Raw genomic sequence first — 19,572 nt, forward strand, 5'->3', positions numbered from 1 at the left:
GACCTGTCGTATCCACGCCCAACGGTTCGTGGACAGGGCAGGAGCGGGTCACACCGGGTGCCCCGCCGAGGAGACGGAGCACGAGATGTCCACCACCACCACGCAGATCCCCACCGCCACCACCACTCAGTCGACGACCCAGCGGCAGCCGGTCTGGAAGCACGGCCTCGCGGCCGCCGTCGTCGCGTCGGTCGCCACGACCGTCCTGGCAGCCGCAGCATCGGCCGCCGGCGTACCGCTCGAAGGCAGTGACGGCACGAGCTTCCCGCTCGCGGCCTTCGCCCAGATGACGATGATCTTCTCGCTGATCGGCGTCGGCATCGCCGCCGCGCTGGCCCGCAAGGCCCGACACCCGCGGTCCACGTTCGTGCGGACCACGGTGGTGCTGACCCTCCTGTCCTACGTCCCCGACCTCACCTTCGGGTTCGACGCCGCCACCGCGGCCACCCTCATCGCGCTGCACACCGTCGCCGCGGCGATCGTGATCCCGACGCTGGCGCGCCGGCTCGCCTAGGCTCCGATCCGCTGGAGGTAGACCTGGCCGAGCCCGCTCGCGCCGAGGATCGAGGCCCAGGCGGCCAGCAGCATGAACGGCCCGAAGGGCACGGCCATCTTGCGGTCCGCGCCCCGACGCAGCATCAGCAGCACGCCGACGATCGCGCCGAGCAGGAAGGCGCCGAACGCGCCCACGAGGAACGCACCCCACGAGAGCGCGGCGGTCATCCCGCCCACGACGCCGGCGAGCTTGACGTCACCGAGGCCCATCGAGCCCGGGGCCGCGAGCGCGAGGCCGAGGAAGATGCCGAACAGCAGCAGGGCGCCGACCGCCGCCCGCAGCAGCGCGGGCCGGTCGGCGCCGAGCGCGAGCAGCACGGCGAGCACGGGGTACGACGGCAGCACGATCACGTTCGGCAGCCGGCGTACGTCGAGGTCGATCAGCGCGAGCGCCATCGCGACGGCCGCGAAGAAGAGGTACGCCGCGAGCAGGGCCGGCTCGGCCGCGAACCGCCAGCCGGCCAACCCGAAGAGGACGCCGGTGGCGGCCTCCACGAGCGGGTAGCGCGCGCTGATCGGCTCCGCGCAGTCGTAGCACCGGCCGCGGAGGACCAGCCAGCCGAGCACCGGGACGTTGTGCCGCGCCCGGATCTCGACGCCGCAGCTCGGGCACGCCGACGGTGGCCGGACCACCGACTCCCCGCGGGGCACCCGGTGGGCGACGACGTTGAGGAACGACCCGACCAGCAGGCCGAGCACGGCCGCCAGGCCGGCGACGAGCACGGGCGGGATCTCGGTCATCGCACGTGGCTCCAGCTCAGCACGCTGACCTGACGCTTCGTGGGCTCCGGCTCACCACTGGGATCCCGCAGCTGGACCCGCGACGTCAGCGCCGGCGATCCGGTCGACGGGGAGCAGGTCGACGAGCTCGGGCAGAGGTAGACCTTCAGCTGCACGAACGTGACGTCGAAGCCCCAACCGGGCGAGTTGTTCGGCAGGTCGATGACGTAGCCCGGGTAGGCGAACGACCCGGTCTCGAAGATCTTGATCGAGCGCGCGATGACGCCGAAGCGGAACACCGACTCCGCGATGTTGTTGAGCGCGAGGTCGAGCGACGCCAGCGGTGTGTACGTCGTGCCCTGGACGTAGGCGAGCGTGCTGTTGCCGAGCACCTTGATGAGCGGCTGGCCGCCCACGGTCGCGACCGTGTTGCCCGGGATGGCGGTCGTGGTCTGCCCGCGGAGGCCCGGCACGTAGTAGGTCAGCTCCAGCTGCACCGAGTCGAGGGTGGTGGTCTCGCCGTTCTTCGGGTTGCCGGTGAAGACGACGTCCGCGCCGGTGAAGCCGTTGTCGTGCACGTGCTTCTGGATCGTGCCCCATCCGGGGAGCGTCGTCAGGTCGACCGGGTCCGTCGTGACGCTGGTGCGCACGGGCAGGTTCGCGGTCAGGGTCGTCGGCGTCCCCTGCGGCTTGAACGAGATGCCCGACGCGGTCTTCTCACCGTGCGTCACCTGGAGCCGCGCCCCGGTGAGCACGGCGCCCTGGGGCACCTCGAGCCCGGCGGGTGGCGCGAAACCGTCCATCCTGACGGTCGCCGAGCTCGGCGTACCCGACCGCGTCCAGGACGTGCTCCCGCCGCCGACGGCACCGAGCGCCGCCGCCGCCGCGGGTCCGAAGGTGGCGGGCGTCGGGACGGACACGTTGGCGGGGCCCACCGGGTCACCGTCGTCGCCGGCGGCGGCACTCAGCACGGTCGGCGTCGTCTCGCCGGTCTTCTGACCGTAGATGGCGATCGGGGGCCGGTTGCTGTGATAGCTCGCGCAGAGCTCCACCAGGGCGCCCTTGTCGACGACCATGCGGCTGTCGCCGCCGAAGATGAGCTGCACGCCCTGGGCGTTGACGTCGTTGATCGGGTTCACGCAGCGGCCCGGCACGGTGGTGTCCGACGTGAGCGTGCCGCCCACGATCGTCCCCGAGTCGACCTGCCAGACGTTGCCGGCGCCGTTGGCGATGTCGGCGTCGTACATGGCGTCGGCCGGGTTGTTGTGGAAGTCGAGGTAGTAGGTGCCCGGCGCGAGGTGGATGAAGCAGCTGCTGCCGCCGTTGGGGGTCAGCGCGTTCAGCCTCGTGACGTCGTCGTAGTAGCCCGGCTGCAGCGTCACGGACCCGCTGGGGCAGCCGGCCGGCGGCGTCCGCAGCTGGGGGATCCCGAGCCCGGCGAGGTCGAGCTCGTTGCTGTACGCGGGGTCGGACACCGACACGGCGCTGCAGTTCACGACGGGCGCGACCATCGCGGAGACCGGGCTGCAGCCGGTGTGCGCCCGGATGCTGCCGGTCGACTCGAGCACGCCGTTGTTGTCGCGCACGATGTTGGAGTCGGACCACACGCCGCCGCGGACCCGGAACGCCGCGCCGGACCCGTTGGCCTTGAACGTGAACCCGTTCTCGCCGCCCGAGCCGAGGGTCAGCACCGCGGTGCCTGGCTTGTTGGCGTTGCTGATCGGGACAGCGGCCCCCTGGGCGCCGGTGGCGACCTCCGGCGTGCACGTGACGTACGCCGAGGTCGGCCCGTCGCCGCTCGACTTCGACGCGGGGTAGAAGTCCCGCAGCTCGATGCCGTCCTCGACACTGCCGTCGGTGTTGTAGCCGAAGCAGCCGGTCCCGGCGTCGTTGTGGAACAGCCAGTCGGCGGGCTTGGCGACGTCGCCGGTCCAGTGGCCCTTGCGCAGGTTGTTGATGGCGACCTGGGCAGCGCCGTCGGCGGCGTACGTCGATCCCGCGACCTCGCGCAGCGCCACGGTGGCGCGCAGAGAGCCGTCGCCGCGGGTGAGCGCGGCGCCGACCACGAGGGCGACCGTGGTGACGATGATGATCGCGATGACGAGGATCGCCCCGTCGTCCTCGCGCAGGCGCCGGGCGGTCATGACTGTCTCCGTTCACCCGCGAGGGTCACCTCGTAGGGCGTCGTGTTGTGGCCACCGGCGTCGAGCACCGACAGCCGGAGGTTGACGATGCTCGGGACGGGGTTCGGCGCGCCGTCACCGGCGCACGGGGTGTTCGCGCCGGAGGCGTCGTCACAGGTCAGCGTCGGAGGCGCCGTGAGGCTGTCGGCCACTGAGACGGTCGACGGGTTCGTGACGCACCGGACCCGGAGCAGCTCGTAGCCACCGCCGGCCGCCCGCGACGCATAGGTCACCTTGACCACCGTCGGGGCGTCGGTCGAGACCAGCGACGTGTACTCGTTCCAGGCGAGCGTCACGACCGCTGTCGCGCCCGCGGGCAGGCCACAGGCCGGCACCGCGTCGACCGACTGCCCGAGCTCGAAGGTGCGGCTCGTGGGGTCGTACGTCGTCGAGCGCACGCCGGTGCTGGCCACGTCGCGCTGCCAGTATGCCGCCGCGAACTGCACGTCGTGGGACTCGGTCATCCGGGCCTGGGTCTCCACGGTGTTGCGCATGAAGCTGAACACGACCCCGGTCAGCGCGACCGAGATGAAGCCGACGATGGCGACGGTCATCACCATCTCGACCAGGGTGAAGCCGGCGTCGTCCGACGCGCGCCGGCGAAGGCGGGCGATCATGGGCACACCGGCGCCGCAGGCGCGAACGGGCCCGGCTGCGTCAGCGGGCAGGCCTTCCGGAGCAGCACGGTCAGCTCCTCGACGGCCCGGCCGTCGGGTGCAGCCACCGTGATGTCGATGCGCTGCACGCCGGTGTCGTTGCCGGAGCACGGGCCGGCCGCGCCGCCGTCCGGCGCCACCCGCTTGGCCGCGGCGTGGTCGGCGTCGTACCCGCTCGGCACGGCGAACCCCACGAGCGCCGGGGTGTAGGCGCTCGCGCCGGCGCACTCGACGTAGTGACCGGCGTCCGCGGCGACCCAGCGCTCGATCGCCTCGGCATAGCTGCGGGCGTAGGCGCTGCCGGTGGTCTGCTTGCGGTGGATGTCGGAGGCCTGCACGCTCAGCTGCAGGCCGGCCACGATGGCCACGCCGGCGATGCCGAGGATGATGACCGCGGCCAGCACCTCGACGAGCGTCTCTCCGCTGTCGCTCCGCCACTGGACGCGCACGTCACATCTCCACCTGGTTGAAGATGCCGTACATCGCCGACACCAGCGCGACCGCGACGAACCCGACGATGCCGCCCATCACCACGATCACGAGCGGCTCGAAGAGCGAGGTCAGCTTGGCGACCTTGTAGTCGAGCTCGGTCTCGTAGTACTCGGCGGTGACCTCGAGCTGGGTGTCGAGCGAGCCGGTGTCCTCGCCGACGCGGAGCATCTGCGTCGCCGTGCCCGGGAAGAGGCCGGTGCGCGCGAGCGGGCCCGCGATCCCCTGCCCCTCCAGCATCTGCTCGGCGACCTCGCCGAGCCGCTTGACGTAGACCCGGTTGCGCAGCGCCTCGGTGGACACGGCGAGCGACTCGGTCAGGTTGACCCCGGCGCTGACCATCGAGGCCAGCACCCGGCAGAACCGCTCCACCAGGGCGTACTGGATGGTCTCCCCCAGCACCGGCACCTTGAGCAGGAACGCGTCGCGGGCATAGCTCCCCCGGCGGGTGCGCATGGCCGCGAGGTAGACCACCAGCGACACCGCGAAGCCGGCCGCCAGCGCCCACCACCACTGCCCGAGGAAGCCCGTGGTGGCCAGCAGCATCCGGGTCGGCAGCGGCAGGTCGGCGTCGAGGTCGGCGAAGAACTCCTCGAACCTCGGCAGCACGTAGAGGGCCAGCACCAGCACCGTCACGACCGCCATCAACGAGACGGCGATCGGATAGACCAGCGCCGACTTGATCTTGCGTCGCGCCTCGAGGTCCCGCTCGATGTAGAGCGAGAGCCGCGCGAGCACGGTGTCCAGCTCGCCGGTCAGCTCCGCGGAGCGGACGATGCCCCGGAAGAACGGCGGGAAGACCTTCGGGTAGCGCTCCAGGCAGTCGGAGAACCGCTCACCCGCGCGCAGCCCGTCCTCGATCTCGTGCATCATCCGGCGCAGCGAGGAGTTCTCGCTCTCGGCGCCGATGGTGTGCACCGCCTCGAGGATCGGCAGGCCGGCGCGCAGGAAGGCGGCGATCTGGCGCGAGAGGTGCATGACGTCCTCGCGCTTGATGCGCGGGCCCGAGATCTCGTAGCTCAGCAGGCTCTTCTTCTCCGTCACGCGGAGGTTGCGCACGTGGCGCTGGTAGAGCGCCACCTCGGCGTCGCCACGGCTTGCGGCCTTCGCCGTCCCCTTGACCGACTGGCCGTCGACGTTGACGCCGACATAGGCGAACCTGGGCATCTCAGACTCCCGTCACGTAGATCGACCGCATCACTTCGGTCGCGGTGGTGGTGCCGTCGCGCACCAGTCGCGCCGCCTGCTCCTGCAGGGTGCGCATGCCCTGGCTGCGGGCGAGCTTGCGCATCTCGTCGTGCGGCGCCCGGTCCACGACCAGCTCCCGCACCTCGTCGGTGACCGCGAGCAGCTCGTAGACGCCGATCCGCTCGAGGTAGCCGGTCTGGGCGCAGAGGTGGCAGCCGACTCCGTGCCGGTAGCCGTCGGCCGGGTCGATCCCGCCGACGCTCTGGAGGAATCCGAGCTCCTCGGGCGACGGCGTGTAGGGCTCCAGGCAGTTGGTGCAGCTGCGGCGTACCAGGCGCTGGGCGACGACCGCCGTGACCGAGGAGGCGATCAGGAACGGCTCGATCCCCATGTCGACGAGCCGGTAGAGCGCGGAGACAGACTCGGTGGCGTGCAGCGAGGAGAGCACCATGTGGCCCGTGAGCGCGGACTGCACGGCGATCCGCGCGGTGTCGACGTCCCGGATCTCGCCGACGAGGATGATGTCCGGGTCCTGGCGCAGGATCGACTTCAGCCCGCCGGCGAAGCTCACGCCCGCCTGCTCGTTGATCTGGATCTGGTTGATCGAGTCGAAGGTGTACTCGACCGGGTCCTCGATCGTCATGATGTTGCGGTCGGGCGTGTTCAGCTCGCCCAGCGAGGCGTAGAGCGTGGTGGTCTTGCCGCCGCCGGTCGGGCCGGCGCAGATCACCATGCCGTACGGCGAGTGGATCAGCCGCGTGTATCGGTCCGCGGTGTCCGCCGGCATCCCGAGCTGCTCGAGCCGGAAGAGCGAGCGGGACTTGTCGAGCAGCCGCATCACGACCTTCTCGCCACCGACCAAGGGCGTGCTCGCGACGCGGATGTCGACCTCGCGGCCCTCGACCTCGAGCGAGATCTGGCCATCCTGGGGCCGGCGCCGCTCGACGATGTTCATGCCGGCGAGGATCTTGAGCCGGCTCACGATGGCGGGGCCGATCGAGCCGGGCAGGTCGAGCACGTCGGCGAGCGCGCCGTCGATGCGGTAGCGCACCCGGACCCGCTCGCCGGACGGCTCGATGTGGATGTCCGAGGCCCGCTCGCGCAGCCCCTGGGTGATGATCTTCTGCACCACCTGGACCACCGGTGCGTCCTCGTTGACCTGGGCGGTCTCGAGCCGGTCGACGTCCCGACGCAGGCTGTCGCGCGCCTCGAACGCCTCGACCTGGCTGCCCACCTCACGGGTCGCCTTGTACTCGATCGCCAGCGCACGGTCGAGGTCGCGGTGCGTGGCGACCACGGGGACCGCCGGGCGGCCGATGGCGGCGCGCACCACGTCCAGGTGCTCGGGCGACGGGTCGACGACCGCCACGAGCACCCCGCCGTCGTTCACGCTGACGGGGAGCGCCCGCAGCTCGCGCGCCCGGTCGCCGGTCAGCAGTGCCACGGCGTCCGGCTCGGGGCGAGCGGTGCGGAAGTCGACCAGGTCGGCGCCGTAGTGCCTGGCGAGCGTGCTCGCGAGGCCGTCGTCGGTGACGGTGCCGGCGGCGATCAGCCGCTCCGCGAGGGTGCCGTCGGCGGAGGCGCTCGTCGCTGCGTCGAGCTGGTAGGGCTGTGCCAGGCCGACCGAGACGAGCACCCCGGCGAGCCGGTCGTCGCTCGCCGCGCGGCTGGTGACCGGCGCCGGCTGCTCCTGGGCGGCGTGGCGCCCCCGCATCTTCATGGCGTCAGGCCCCCATCGCGAGCCGCGGCCGCGCGTCGATGTCCTGCGGGTACAGGCTGCGCGCGACCGCGTCGGCCTCGGTGACCACGCCCTGCTGGATCAGGTTCGAGAGCGACTGCTCGAGGGTGATCATGCCGTCGCGCGCGCCGGTGACCAGGCTGTTGCGGAGCTGGTGGGTCTTGGACTCCTTGATCAGGTTGCGGACAGCGGGCGTTGCGGTGAGCACCTCGTACGCCGCGGCCAGGCCGCCGCTCGTGGTCGGCACCAGGCGCTGGTAGACGACGCAGCTCAGGGCCGCGGCGAGCTGGACGCGGATCTGCGCCTGCTGCTCGGCCGGGAAGACGTCGATCATGCGGCCGATCGACTGCGCACTGTCGTTGGTGTGCAGCGTCGCGAAGACCAGGTGGCCGGTCTCGGCTGCGGTGAGCGCGAACTGGATCGACTCCAGGTCGCGCATCTCGCCGACGAGCAGGACGTCGGGGTCCTCGCGCAGCACGCTGCGCAGCGCGTCGGAGAAGTGGGCTGTGTCGGTGCCGACCTCGCGCTGGTTGACGGCCGCCATCTTGTGGTCGTGGACGTACTCGATCGGGTCCTCGATCGTGATGATGTGGCAGCCGCGGGAGCTGTTGATCAGGTCGATCAACGACGCGAGCGTCGTGGACTTGCCCGATCCGGTCGGGCCCGTCACCAGGATCAGGCCCTGGTGTTTGAGCGTCAGGTCGCGCAGCACGGCCGGGATGCCCAGGTCGTCCGGCGACGGGATCGAGCGCGGGATCATCCGCAGCGCCACGGAGGTCGACCCGCGCTGGGTGAACGCATTGCCGCGGATCCGGGCGTCGTCGCGCCACGAGAAGGCGAAGTCGAACTCGCGGCGGTCGTCCCACTCCCGCGCCTGCTCCGGGGTGAGCACCTCCGCGAGCAGGGCGTCGGTGTCGGCCGCGGTCAGCGACGCGGCGCCCGGCGCCGGGGTCAGCGCGCCGGAGACCCGCAGCATCGGCGGGAGGCCGGCGGAGAGAAGGAGGTCGGTGCCGCCTGCGTGCCACAGGGCGGCGAGCAGCTCGTCGATCCGGCTGCCGATCCGGTGGAGGTTGGTGTGCATGGTGCGTGCCCCTCGGCGTCGATGGAGTGGGTGGCCGGTGGGAGGGCCGCAGAAGTTGATCTCGGCCCTCCCCGGAGGCTGATCAGCAGGCCGACAGCAGCTTGACGGTGGGAGCGACGGCGTCCGTCGCGCCGTAGGTGATGTAGCCGGCCGCCGGGTTGTCGTGCAGGAAGTCCGGCACCAGGTCGCCGTTGCCGGTCGGGTACTTCGAGTTCTGGGCGTAGTACGCCTCGACAGCGGTGTTCACCGTGGAGACGGTCGCCTTGCAGGACGACGCCTCGCCGTGGTCGTTGATGCCGCGGACCGAGAAGACGACGATGCCGGCGAGGACGCCGAGGATCATGATGACGATGAGGAGCTCGATGAGGGTGAAGCCGCCCTCGTCCTTGCGGAGGTTGCGGACTCGGGTGAGCGTGTTGTGCAGCATGGCAGGTTCCTTTGCCTAGAGAATTTTGAGTAGGTGAGCACCCGAGCGCCGCGCTGAGTTCAGCGCCTGGAGGCCCTGTCGCTCGGGCACAAGCGGCTCGGGATCCCCAATTGGGAGTACGCCGCACGCTCAGGTCGCGGGCAGGTCCAGACCGGCCGGAACGGCGGGATCGGTGCCGTCGAGCTCGACGGGCTCAGGCGCCGTCAGGCGCGAGGACGATGTCGAAGCGGGTGCGCGACCAGCTCCCGTCGATCGCCCGCCCGTCGGGGGTCGGCGTGCCGGCGGGCTGCTGCGCGAACTCCCTGACGAGGGAGTCCTTGACGCCGAAGACGCTGTCGGAGCCGAGCATCTCGTCGCCCGCGACGAAGATGTGGGTGACGAGGGTCCGGCAGCCGGCGTGGGACACCATGAGGTGCAGGTGGCTGGCGCGCATGGGCGATCGGCCGACCGCCTCCAGCATCCGGCCCACCGGCCCGTCGTGCGGGATCGGGTACGGCGTCGGCGTGATGGCCCAGAACCGGTAGGAGCCGTCCGCCTCGGTGACGAGGTGACCCCGGGCCGAGGTGCGGCCGTCGGCGTACTGGACGTCGTACCGCCCGTCCTCGTCGGCCTCCCACACCTCGATGAGGGCGCCGGCCAGCGGGTTGCCCTCGTGGTCGGTGACCGTGCCCTCGACCCAGCACGGCTCGCCGGGTGCGCCGAAGGAGATGTCGCCTCCGTTCGCGACCTCGGGCGATCCCTCGAGGAAGAACGGGCCGAAGACGGTCGCCTCGGTCGCGTCGCCGTAGGCCTCGTTGTTGACCGCGATCGTCTGCATGCTCGCGCCGAGGACGTCGGAGAGCAGGATGAACTCCTGGCGCTTGTCGTCGGTGATGTGCCCCGCCCGCGTGAGGAACCCGATGGCCTCGCCCCACTCCGCCTCGGTCAGCCGGACCTCGCGGATGTAGGCGTGCAGGTGCCGGACCAGGGCTCGCATCAGCTCCTGAAGGCGCGGGTCCTCGCACGAGTCGAACGACCGGACGACGCGCTCCACGAGGTCCTCTTCGCGCGCGGCCTGCTCCGCGCCGACGCCGCGGCCGGGGCCGTCGGTGGACTCGGTCGTCATGGCTCGCCCCTTCCAGGCCTGGAGATCGATGATCTCCGAGCCCGGACCCGATTGGTAGCGGCGCGACCTGTCGAGCTGGGTCAGGAAGACGGCTCCCCGCCGAGCCGCTCGGCCTGCGCTGCCAGGGCGACGTAGCCGGCCAGGCCGCAGACCACGGCGAAGTACGGCGTGACGGACCCCAGCTCGAGTGCCGCACCGCGACCGAGAAGCCTTCGCCGCGCGTCGTCGATCAGGCGCAGGCTGCCGACGTCGATGTAGCTGACCCGGCCGAGGTCCAGGCGGACGATGGTGGTGCCGAGCGCGTCCAGCTCGACGAGCCGCCACGCGAGCTGGTCGCGGTTGTCGGTGTCGAGCTCGCCCGCGATCGACAGGACAGCGACCGGCGGGTTGTACGAGAAGTCGAATGTGGCGTCCACGGCTGACGCTCCACCCCGTAGTCCGGGGCGCCGTTGCTGAGCGTCCTGGATGGCGAGAGCGTAGTCCCGGGCAGAGACGCGGATCTCACCCCAATGGGCGAATTCGACTGGCTCGACGCAAGGGCCCGCCACCTCTTGTCGCCGAGCGTCGCGGCGCCTAGCCTGAACTCGTAAGGGGCAAGGGTCTCAGCAACGGACCGGGTATCCCGCCTACGCAGCATCCGATCGTGCGCACGGAACGCGCGGTCGTCGATGGCTCCCGGCCCCATCCCCCCGTAACGGGTCGGCAAACGGCGATCGTGGCGTCCCGTGATCGCACGCCGGTGCCCCCGCTCCAGGCTGCGGGGGCGCCGGCACCCTCATCGATCAGCTGCCGCGGTCCCCGAAGGCTCCACAACGGCACGTCTGCGGTTGACCAGGCAGATCTGCAGCGAGGTGCATGACGCGCCTGCTCTCGGATACCTCGAGGCCAGCGAACAGTGGGAGGAGTTGCAATGATTCGAGGGATCCTGACACGCGTCCTCGGCGGCGGACGCGCCTACGGTACGACCGGGCGCCCTGCCCGCACGGGGAGCACTACTGGTGCCACGGGCTCGACCGGCGAGATCGAACGCGGCGCCCGCACGCTGTTTCGCGGCTTGTCCCGCCGACGTCGCGGTCTCTAGCCGCGCAGCATCAGGTCGACCCATGCGTTCAGGCTCGGAATCCGTGGATTCCGAGCCTGAACCATGTTGCGGGCCCGACGAAGGCCGGGACGGTGAATCGAGCGATCAGCGCGCGAGGCCGCGCTGGTGACCCAGGCCGGGGACCGGGCCGTGCTGGTGGCTGCTCGCGACGACCGAATGGCCCTGCACGAGCGTGGGTACATGTCATGTTCAGGAGCATCGGAGCCTGCCGACCCCCATCCGGGTCGGGAGGTTGCGAGATGGCACTCACCGCCGGCGCGGTGCGGACCCGCTGGCCGTGAGCGGTTTGCGGATCCGGGGAGGTGGCCCGAGGCAGTGGACCTGAGCAGAGCCGACACCGACTCCTGCGCAGTGTTGCGGGTCAGCGGACCTGTCGGTTCGTTCGATGGATCGCAGTTGAGCAGCGCCCTGGCGAAAGCAATGGCGGACGGTCCCACGTGCGTGGTCTGCGACCTGTCGGCGGTGACGTGGCTCGACCCGGTCTGTGTCGCCGTCTGGGTCGCGGCTCAATGGTCGGCACCCTGGCCGGGCCCCGTCATCTGGCTTGCCGGTGCGCGGGGTCAGCCAGCAGAAGCCCTCCGGGCGACGGGGGCAGCACGCTATCTCGCCCTCGCCGACTCGGCCGAGGGCGCGATGGCTCAGCAGCTCAGGGAGCCGCCGGTGCGCCGCGAACGGCTGGCTCTCGCACCCGCGCCCACCGCGCCCGGCCGGGCCCGCCGGTTCGCCGCCGACGTGCTGGCCCGATGGCGAGTGCCGGACCTCACCGACGAGGTGACGTTGATCGTCAGCGAGCTGGTCACCAACGGCCTCGAGCACGCCGATTCCGACATCGAGCTACGGCTGGAGTGTCGCCAGGGCTTGCTGCACATCGCGGTGCGCGACCGCGGAAGTCCGGATCCTCGTCCGCGGAGCACCGACGCGGCGGGTGGCGCGACCTCCGACACCACGGACGCGATCCAGGAGCGCGGTCGCGGGCTGCAGATCGTGCAGGCACTCGCAGCGGCCAGTGGCCAGACCGCCGCTCCCGCAGGCGGACGCATCTATTGGGCGACGCTTCGCACCGGCGAGCGAACGGGCCCGCTGCGGTCGGCCTGAGGCGTGGTCACGAGAACAGGTTCCACGTGCATGACCACGGCACGCATCCTAGAGTCCTTGAGATGGCGGACATCTGGACGACGATCGCTGCGGAACGCGGCGCACTTGCGGAGGACCTCGCCGACCTGCCCGTCGATCGGTGGACGACACGGTCGTTGTGCCCGGACTGGACCGTTCAGGACGCCCTCGCGCACATGACCTCGACCGCCCATACGTCGACGTCGGCGTTCCTACGCGGGCTGGCCGGCGCCGGATTCAGCTTCGAGCGGTTCAGCCGCAGGGGCATCGAGCAGTGGCGCGGTGACGCCCCGGCGCAGACGTTGCAGAGCTTCCGGGACGTGCAACACAGTCGGAAGCACCCGCCGGGCCCGTCGACGACGTGGCTGGGCGAGGCGATCGTCCACGCCGAAGACATCAGGCGGCCGCTCGGAATCCGGCACGCCTATCCTTCGGATGCGGTGCGCCAGGTGCTCGACTTCTACAAGGGCTCGAACGCTCTCATCGGCACGAAGCGTCGTATCGACGGCGTCACCCTGAGGGCGACCGACACCGACTGGACGCACGGCTCCGGACCGGAAGCACGCGGACCGATGCTCTCGCTGCTGATGGCGGGAACGGGCCGGACGAGCGCTCTGGACGATCTCTCCGGCGCGGGTGTCGAGGTGCTGCGCTCACGGGACTGAGCGTCGCCGGAAGGGGCCCGTCGACGATTGCCGGCGGGCCCCCTTCCGGCCACGGATCAAGGTCCAGCGACACCTGGGCCGCCGAACTCCGCCCAGTTGAGGTTGAACAGGTTGTTGCCGGTCTGGCCTCCGGGAACGGATCGGAAGACCAGGTACAGCTTGTGTGCGCCACCGGGGTCGCTGAGATCGACGGTCTGGCTCGCCCAGGCCGTCGTACCTCCCGTCGAGTTCAGCGTCGCGGTTGCGAGGAGCGGCCCGGCGACGGCGTCCAGGCGTACTTCGACCGCAGCCATCGGGCTGCCTGCCGGGACGGTCGCGGACGTGCTGGCGACCCGGAAGGTGAGGTCGTCGATGCCCTGAAGGTCGAACGGCCCGTTGAGGGCGAGCCAGTCGCCGTTGCCGAGACTGCCGCGGTGCTGGCCGCCACCATCGGGGTCGTTGGTCGTTGCGACGTTCGTCCCGGACTCCTCCAGCACGAACTCGACCTGCTGACGCTTCTGGCGCACCTTGACCTGGTCGACGGTGGTCAGGGCCGGCACGGCGCCTGCGCCGCCGAGGTCGGTGTACGACGCACTCACGACGCCGAACACGTTCCCGCCGTGGGAGACGTCCGCCGCATCCGTGGGCAGCACGCCCGCGCATCCGTTGACCGTCTCCTCGGCGTGACCGTGCTCGTCGTGGCCCAGCACGAAGGTCACCTCGACGCGGCTGCAGTCGACGACACCGTCCTCCGGATCGGTCACCGTGACCGAGAACGGGATGCTCTCACCGAAGGCGAACAGTCCACCCTCGACCGGGGCCACCACCGTCACCGTCGGAGCGGTGTTGCCGACCGTGATGGTCGTGTTCGTCGAAGCCGACTTGCCACTGGAGTCGAACACGGTCAGTCGCGCGGTGAACTGTCCCGGTGTCGTGTAGGTGAACTCCGGGTTCGGGTCGACCGAGTCGACGGTCCCGTTGCCGTCCAGGTCCCACTCGAACCCGATCGAGTCGCCCGGGTCCGGATCCCGCGAGCCGTCGCTGGAGAACTCGACGGTCAGCGGTGCCGGACCGCTCGTGGGCGACGCGGACAGGACCGGGATCGGCGCCCGCTGTCCCTTCACGTAGTCCCATCGGTACATGCCGGCGTCGTTGTTGATGTTGAAGAAGCCGTCGCCGTACGTGAGCAGGTAGAAGTGCCCGTTCTCGTCGAACTGCAGGTCCATCGGGTTGTCGCACTCGAAGGGGTTGCCGGTCTGCGGCACCCGCTGCGGGGTGAGGCCCCCACAGTCGAGCAGGTTGTTGATCTTGAAGACCCGGCCCTGCGAGTCCAGTCGAATCTCCCGCAACATGTCGCGGGTGAACTCACCGAAGAAGACCGAGCCGTCGTAGTACGGCGGGAGCTTGGTCGGATCCGGGTTCTCGGGGTCATAGGAGTACTTCGCCGCGCCGTGCGGCCCTACCCCACCGGTGCCGAGCTCCGGGAAGAGCCGCGGACAGCTCGTGGTGCCAGAGCCGTTGTAGTAGGCGAAGCACGGTGTTCCGAGCGGGTTGTCGGTTCGGTTCTCCGGGGTGAAGGAGTACCAGACGTCCGGGTTGGTGATCGGTGGCGAGTACTCCAGCCCGGGCTCGACGGTCGGCCCGCCTTCGCGGTTCCAGCGTGAGTCGTTGCGAGGTCCTTGCGTCGGGTTGTCACATTCGTGTGTCTGCGGCGGGTCGTCCGACGGTTGGCTGGTGACGAAGTCCCAGCGGTAGTACGGCAGGTCGGTCCGGTAGCACAACGGCCACCCGTAGTTCGCCGGCTTGCGCACGATCTCGACCCTCCCGGTGCCCGCCGGTCCGCGGAAGTTCTGCGGCGTGTTCGAGTCCGGGGAGTAGTCGGTGACGTAGGCGACGTCGTTCTCGTCGACCTGGATCCGGAACGGGTTGCGGAAGCCCATCGCGTAGACCTCCGGCCGGGTCTTGTCGGTGCCGACCGGGAAGAGATTGCCCTCCGGCACGGCGTACGCGCCGCCGAACCGGTTGGCCTCCGCCGGCGTGATGTCGCCGTCCTTGACGGTGATCCGGAGAACCTTGCCGCGCAGGTCGTTGGTGTTGAGGGCGGAGCGCCGGGCATCGACGTGCGGTGCGTTGAACTGGCCGTCTGCCGTCAGCTGGTCGTTGAACGGCCCGAAGCCACCGGAGTTGCCGCCACCCGCTGGGGTGTCGTCACCCGTGACCATCCAGAGGTTGCCGTGCGTGTCGAAGTCGAGGTCGCCCGCGACGTGACAGCACGCTCCCCGGTTCACCGGCACCCGCAGGATCTCCTGCTCGCTGGCGAGGTCGAGGTGTGCCGGATCGCCGCCGGACGCGTCCACGAACTTGAACCGCGACAGCTGGAAGTAGCCCACCCAGGGGTCCCACACGGACGGTGTGGCGCCGGTGTTCGGCGCATTCGCCGTCGGTGTCGTCTGGGTGACGACCTCGCCGGTCGAGAGCTTGACGTCCTTCACCGTGGGCGGTGCGTAGTAGAGGTACACCCACTGGTTGCTCGCGAAGTCCGCGTCGATCGCCGGCCCGTACATCCCGTCCTCGCTGGCCGTGTACACCGGGATCTGTGCCAGGACCGTCGTGGTGTTGGAGTCCGGGTCGTGCAGTCGTACGCCGCCTCGGCGGTCGGTCTGGATGACCCGGTCGTCCGGCATCACGTCGAAGCCGATCGGCTCGCTGATGTTGGGCGGCAGGGCGACCGCGGTCTGCTGGTAGTTGGCCAGCACCGTCGCGCCACAGTCGCTGTAGACCGGGTCCGCCTGACCGGCCGCCCAGGTGATGGCACCGCCGAGGTGGCTGCGGAGGTCGACCTCCGCGAAGCTCGCGGCCGTGTTGCCGAGCCCGGTGTAGAAGGAGCGGCCGCCCCGCCAGTCCTTGCACCAGGTCACCGGGTGGTCGGCGCCCATCGTGGCGCCCTCGATGCCCTCGAGCCGGCCGCCCCAGGGCTGGATCTCGAACGACCCGAGGTCATCGACGTGCTCGACCACCGTGGCGAGGACGTGGCTCTTGCCGCGGACGTTGGTGTCGAAGCTGTACCAGGCGTCCGTGCGCGTCCAGTACTCCGGCAGGCTCTTGGAGGCGTCGTGGGTCCGGTCGGCGACCTTGATCGTCCCGGGTTGCACCGACGTCCGGCCCGTCGCCCGGGTGCCCAGCAGTTCGGTGTAGAACTGCCAGCCCGGCTCCGTCTCGACCGCCGAGCCGACGCCCAGGAAGCCGCCGCCATCCGCGAAGTAGCGCTCGAAGGCGAGCTGCTGGGCGTCGTTCAGCACGTCACCCGAGGTGTTGAGGAAGACCACCGCGCGGTACTGCTTGAGGTGCTCTTCGTCGAACTTCCGCGCATCGTTGGTCACCTGCACCACGAATCGCTGGGCCTGGCCGAGCTCGCGGATCGCCGCGACGCCGGCCGCCGTGGCCGGATGCTGACCACCGGCGGCCTTGGTGAAGACCAGGACGCGGTAGCCCCTGGCGTCTTCCGCTGCGCTGGGCGCGGCGGCTGGGCTGGATGCCGCGTACGCCGAAGTGAGGCCGACAACTACCAGCCCGAGAACGGCCAACGGCGCGACTGCGCGGCGCAGTCGCTTGCTACGTTTGCTCATGGGAGTTCCTTCTGTGGATTCCTGAATCGGCTCCGGCCGCCTCCGAGGACCAGTCGAGGGTGCGGCCGGAGCCGAGCGCGTTCGGGCGCTGCGCTAGCCGCGCAGGCCGTTCATGTTGTAGGCGCTGAAGTGGGTGAACCGGAGAGACCGCCCGGGGTCAGCGGATCCGCCCGGTGCGTTGTCCTGCTCGTAGTTCGGGTTGTGGAAGCCCTTCGCGCCCTGACCCGCGAAGAAGGTCTCGAAGTCGATGTCACTGCTCGCGTCACCGAAGGGCACGAAGTTGTAGCCGTTGCCGACGCCAGGCGGGTCGAGCGTCCGGTCGCCGTCCTTGGCGTGGTACAGCGCATAGCGCTTGGTCTGCGTCGCCACCTGCGCCAGCGGGTCGAAGATGTCCTCCACCCGGTTGCCGCTCTCGTCGTAGCGCCAGCGCCACTGGTGCTGTGCGACGTGTGCCCAGTAGATGTCCATCTCGATGACCACCAGGCCCGGATCGGTGTTGTCGAGGTAGTGCTGCATGAGTCGCTTGCCGGACTCCGCCCGCACCTGGGTGGGAGCGATCGGGGCACCGGTGACGCGGTCTTCGGTGACCGTGACCATCGGTCCGTCCTGCAGGAAGTTGTAGGCCGGCGAGTGGTTGTGCGTGTACATGTGGATGCCGAACTCGCCGACGCTGATCTGGTTCAGCGCGTTCCACTTCTCGCACGCGACCGTCCAGGGCTCGATGTTGCGGTTGTTGGCGCTCGTCGGGTCGTTGCCGGTTCCCATGAAGGGCATGCCGAGAATCGCGGCGAACTCCAGCTCCGTGCGCAGCCGCAGCTCGTCCGCCGCTGACATGGTGCCGCCCGGACTGTTGGGTCCGAACCAGGTGTTCGGGATGAAGCCGTGGTTGCCGATCGCCTCGAGGTCGAACTCGTCGAGGAAGGCGCGGAGACGTCGGGCGTAGTCGAGGTAAGCGGCGCGTCCGGCCGCATTTCCGTCATTGGGGTAGCCCGCCGTCCCACCAGGGTTTGCGGCGTTCTGACCGTAGCCGGCGAACTCGACCTGCTTGATGCCCACCTTGGCGAAGAACTCGAACAGCTCTCGCCAGCCGCCCGGCAGCGGGACGAGCGGGCCGAGGTCAGTGGGGTCCTGCGGGAATCCCGGGCCGCCCAGGAATCCGAAGGCAGGGTTGCCGGTGGCGATCGCGAGACGGCCGGGGACGTCGCGCTGCGTGAAGGTGATCGTGCCGACCTTGCCGGCCGGGATGAGACGACCGTTGCCGGCGACCGCGGCCGGCAGCGCGCCGAGCGGGCCGAGCCCGGCAGTCGCTGCACCGACGGCGAGGCCGGCGGTCGTCCCGATGAAGTGTCGTCGGCTGAGTCGTGGGGTGGACTGACGGGCGTTGGGTCGATCCATGGCGCTCCTCCTCGTGCCTGGTTGCGTCGCATGACGCTCGGGTGACGGTGAGAGGAGCTGACGTCGCCGTTGGCCTTGACAGGGGACGCCGGACGGCCCGGCTTGTGTTGAGTACCAGTGGAGCTGCGACCCGACGCCTCTCGTGTGAACTGGATCACCAAGTTAGGGCGGCTCTGACGAAAGTGGCAATAGTTGCCTGCTTACTTTCGCAAGCAACTTGCGAAAGTAAGCAGCATTCGCTGCGGGACCTGGTTCGGTGTAACGCTGTGGCACGTTCCAACGGTTCTACGGCTGTGATGCTCTCCCGGCTCGCTCGCCGTACCCGCAGTCGCCGCTCGACCCCGATGGCGTTGAGCGCCATCGTGCTCCTTCCCACGGCGCTGGCCACCGTCACCTTCGCCGGACCGGCCGCACACGCCGCTGCGGCAACGTGCGACGGGCAGCCGGCCACCGTCACCGCAACCGCGACCAGCGACGTGCTCACCGGGACCGACGGCCCCGACGTCATCGTGAACGACGGGTTCGCCGACGTCGAGATCAACGCGCTCGGCGGCAACGACGTCATCTGCACCCACGGGTACTCGACGGTCAACGCCGGCGATGGCGACGACCACATCATCACGGGCACGTCCCCCGTGGACGAGAGCATCTACGTCCGTCCTGGCGCCGGCGACGACGTGATCGACGGCACCCGGTCGGTCTACCTCGGCTACAGCGACTCCACGCCAGGCAGCCCGGATGACGGGCCGCCCGTCACCATCGACGTGCCGGCCGGGACCGTCGATGGGTGGGGCCACGACCGCTTCACCGGCGCCATCAGCATGTTCGGCGGGACCGGGACCGGCGACACCTTCATCGGATCCGACGCGGACGAGCTGTTCAGCGCCGCGTTCGGAACCGGGCGCAGCCGCGTCCGCATGGGCGGCGGCGACGATGAGGCGAACATCGCCTACGGGACCGTGTGGGCCGGTCCCGGCAGCGACGCGGTCCGCGTCGGCAACGGCACCGTGCACGGCGGGCCCGGTGACGACGAGCTACTCAGCTACAACGGCGGCACCCTCGAGGGCGGACCGGGCGACGACGAGGTCCGCGGATACTTCCTGCGGATGGCCGTCGACACGCGCGCCCAGGCGGGGACGTTCCGGCTCGCCGGTGGCCGTGGTGCTGACGACATCTTCCCGCCCACCATCTGGCGCCCCGAGATCCCGACCTGCGGCCAGGTCGAGGTCTGCCGGGTCGAGGTCGCAGGCGGTCCCGGGGTCGACCTGCTCAACCTGGCGCTCCTGCGCGGCGGCGGCGCGAGGGTGGACCTCGCCCACCACACCCTGGAGCACGCCCGCGTGCGAGGAGCGGTCACCGGGGTCCAGAACGTCGCCGGCACCTGGCGCGCCGACCGGATCTACGGCGATGCGGACAACAACCTCCTTCGCGGCGAGCTCTGGACGACCAGCGGCCGGAGGGACGTCCTGGTCGGCCGTGGCGGTCGCGACACGCTCATCGGCGGGCGCGGACGCGACGAGTGCCGCGGAGAGGTTCGCCGCAGCTGCTGA

The 19,572-nt window shown here is 70.3% G+C and carries 16 protein-coding genes; 4 read left to right on the top strand and 12 right to left on the bottom strand.

From position 1 onward, the window contains the following. Window positions 1-85: 85 nt before the first annotated feature. On the top strand, window positions 86-514 hold the full coding sequence (locus tag ACFQQI_RS17145; RefSeq protein WP_378566087.1) for a DUF6069 family protein: 429 nt from the start codon (window positions 86-88) through the stop codon (window positions 512-514). Here ACFQQI_RS17145 and ACFQQI_RS17150 read toward each other — a convergent pair. The 10 genes from ACFQQI_RS17150 to ACFQQI_RS17195 form a co-directional block, all read right to left on the bottom strand. Next, window positions 511-1,296 carry a prepilin peptidase gene (locus ACFQQI_RS17150; RefSeq protein ID WP_378566090.1) on the bottom strand — a complete coding sequence of 262 codons (786 nt, stop codon included), beginning with the start codon at window positions 1,294-1,296 and terminating at the stop codon, window positions 511-513. The two genes, ACFQQI_RS17145 and ACFQQI_RS17150, sit on opposite strands and share 4 nt — an antisense overlap. Then, window positions 1,293-3,419, bottom strand: a complete 2,127-nt coding sequence (locus ACFQQI_RS17155) for a hypothetical protein (RefSeq protein WP_378566094.1) — start codon at window positions 3,417-3,419, stop codon at window positions 1,293-1,295. Before ACFQQI_RS17155 ends, ACFQQI_RS17150 begins: the two co-directional genes overlap by 4 nt. Further along, window positions 3,416-4,075: a type II secretion system protein J gene (locus ACFQQI_RS17160; RefSeq protein WP_378566097.1), complete on the bottom strand. Its 660-nt coding sequence runs from the start codon at window positions 4,073-4,075 to the stop codon at window positions 3,416-3,418. Before ACFQQI_RS17160 ends, ACFQQI_RS17155 begins: the two co-directional genes overlap by 4 nt. Further along, window positions 4,072-4,563 (bottom strand): prepilin-type N-terminal cleavage/methylation domain-containing protein, encoded by a 492-nt coding sequence (locus ACFQQI_RS17165; protein WP_378566100.1) that lies wholly within the window; start codon window positions 4,561-4,563, stop codon window positions 4,072-4,074. Before ACFQQI_RS17165 ends, ACFQQI_RS17160 begins: the two co-directional genes overlap by 4 nt. 1 nt (window position 4,564) lies before the next feature. Beyond that, a complete protein-coding gene (locus ACFQQI_RS17170) occupies window positions 4,565-5,770 on the bottom strand; it encodes a type II secretion system F family protein (protein WP_378566103.1) in 1,206 nt (401 codons plus the stop codon). A 1-nt stretch (window position 5,771) separates the two neighbouring features. After that, window positions 5,772-7,511, bottom strand: coding sequence for a GspE/PulE family protein (locus ACFQQI_RS17175; RefSeq protein ID WP_378566106.1), 1,740 nt, complete (start codon window positions 7,509-7,511; stop codon window positions 5,772-5,774). Window positions 7,512-7,515: 4 nt separating this feature from the next. Next, window positions 7,516-8,610, bottom strand: a complete 1,095-nt coding sequence (locus ACFQQI_RS17180) for a type IV pilus twitching motility protein PilT (RefSeq protein WP_378566109.1) — start codon at window positions 8,608-8,610, stop codon at window positions 7,516-7,518. A gap of 82 nt (window positions 8,611-8,692) precedes the next feature. Beyond that, window positions 8,693-9,037 carry a type II secretion system protein gene (locus tag ACFQQI_RS17185; RefSeq protein ID WP_378566112.1) on the bottom strand — a complete coding sequence of 115 codons (345 nt, stop codon included), beginning with the start codon at window positions 9,035-9,037 and terminating at the stop codon, window positions 8,693-8,695. Window positions 9,038-9,230: 193 nt separating this feature from the next. Next, on the bottom strand, window positions 9,231-10,142 hold the full coding sequence (locus tag ACFQQI_RS17190; protein ID WP_378566115.1) for an intradiol ring-cleavage dioxygenase: 912 nt from the start codon (window positions 10,140-10,142) through the stop codon (window positions 9,231-9,233). Between the two features lie 80 nt (window positions 10,143-10,222). Next, window positions 10,223-10,558 (bottom strand): STAS domain-containing protein, encoded by a 336-nt coding sequence (locus ACFQQI_RS17195; RefSeq protein ID WP_378566118.1) that lies wholly within the window; start codon window positions 10,556-10,558, stop codon window positions 10,223-10,225. A 1,001-nt stretch (window positions 10,559-11,559) separates the two neighbouring features. Between ACFQQI_RS17195 and ACFQQI_RS17200 the strand changes: the two genes are divergently transcribed. Both ACFQQI_RS17200 and ACFQQI_RS17205 read left to right on the top strand, forming a co-directional pair. Further along, entirely contained in the window at window positions 11,560-12,339 is a 780-nt protein-coding gene (locus tag ACFQQI_RS17200; RefSeq protein ID WP_378566121.1) for an ATP-binding protein, read from the top strand. Between the two features lie 62 nt (window positions 12,340-12,401). Beyond that, window positions 12,402-13,022, top strand: a complete 621-nt coding sequence (locus ACFQQI_RS17205; protein WP_378566124.1) for a maleylpyruvate isomerase family mycothiol-dependent enzyme — start codon at window positions 12,402-12,404, stop codon at window positions 13,020-13,022. Window positions 13,023-13,078: 56 nt separating this feature from the next. Here ACFQQI_RS17205 and ACFQQI_RS17210 read toward each other — a convergent pair whose 3' ends face one another. Together ACFQQI_RS17210 and ACFQQI_RS17215 are read right to left on the bottom strand one after the other, a co-directional pair. Continuing rightward, window positions 13,079-16,627, bottom strand: a complete 3,549-nt coding sequence (locus ACFQQI_RS17210) for a ThuA domain-containing protein (RefSeq protein WP_378566127.1) — start codon at window positions 16,625-16,627, stop codon at window positions 13,079-13,081. A gap of 93 nt (window positions 16,628-16,720) precedes the next feature. Beyond that, a complete protein-coding gene (locus ACFQQI_RS17215; protein WP_378566130.1) occupies window positions 16,721-18,022 on the bottom strand; it encodes a sugar phosphate isomerase/epimerase family protein in 1,302 nt (433 codons plus the stop codon). Window positions 18,023-18,384: 362 nt separating this feature from the next. Between ACFQQI_RS17215 and ACFQQI_RS17220 the strand changes: the two genes are divergently transcribed. Beyond that, window positions 18,385-19,572 (top strand): hypothetical protein, encoded by a 1,188-nt coding sequence (locus ACFQQI_RS17220; RefSeq protein ID WP_378566133.1) that lies wholly within the window; start codon window positions 18,385-18,387, stop codon window positions 19,570-19,572.

This window comes from Nocardioides sp. GCM10030259 (assembly GCF_042666375.1).
Classification (GTDB): Bacteria; Actinomycetota; Actinomycetes; order Propionibacteriales; family Nocardioidaceae; genus Nocardioides.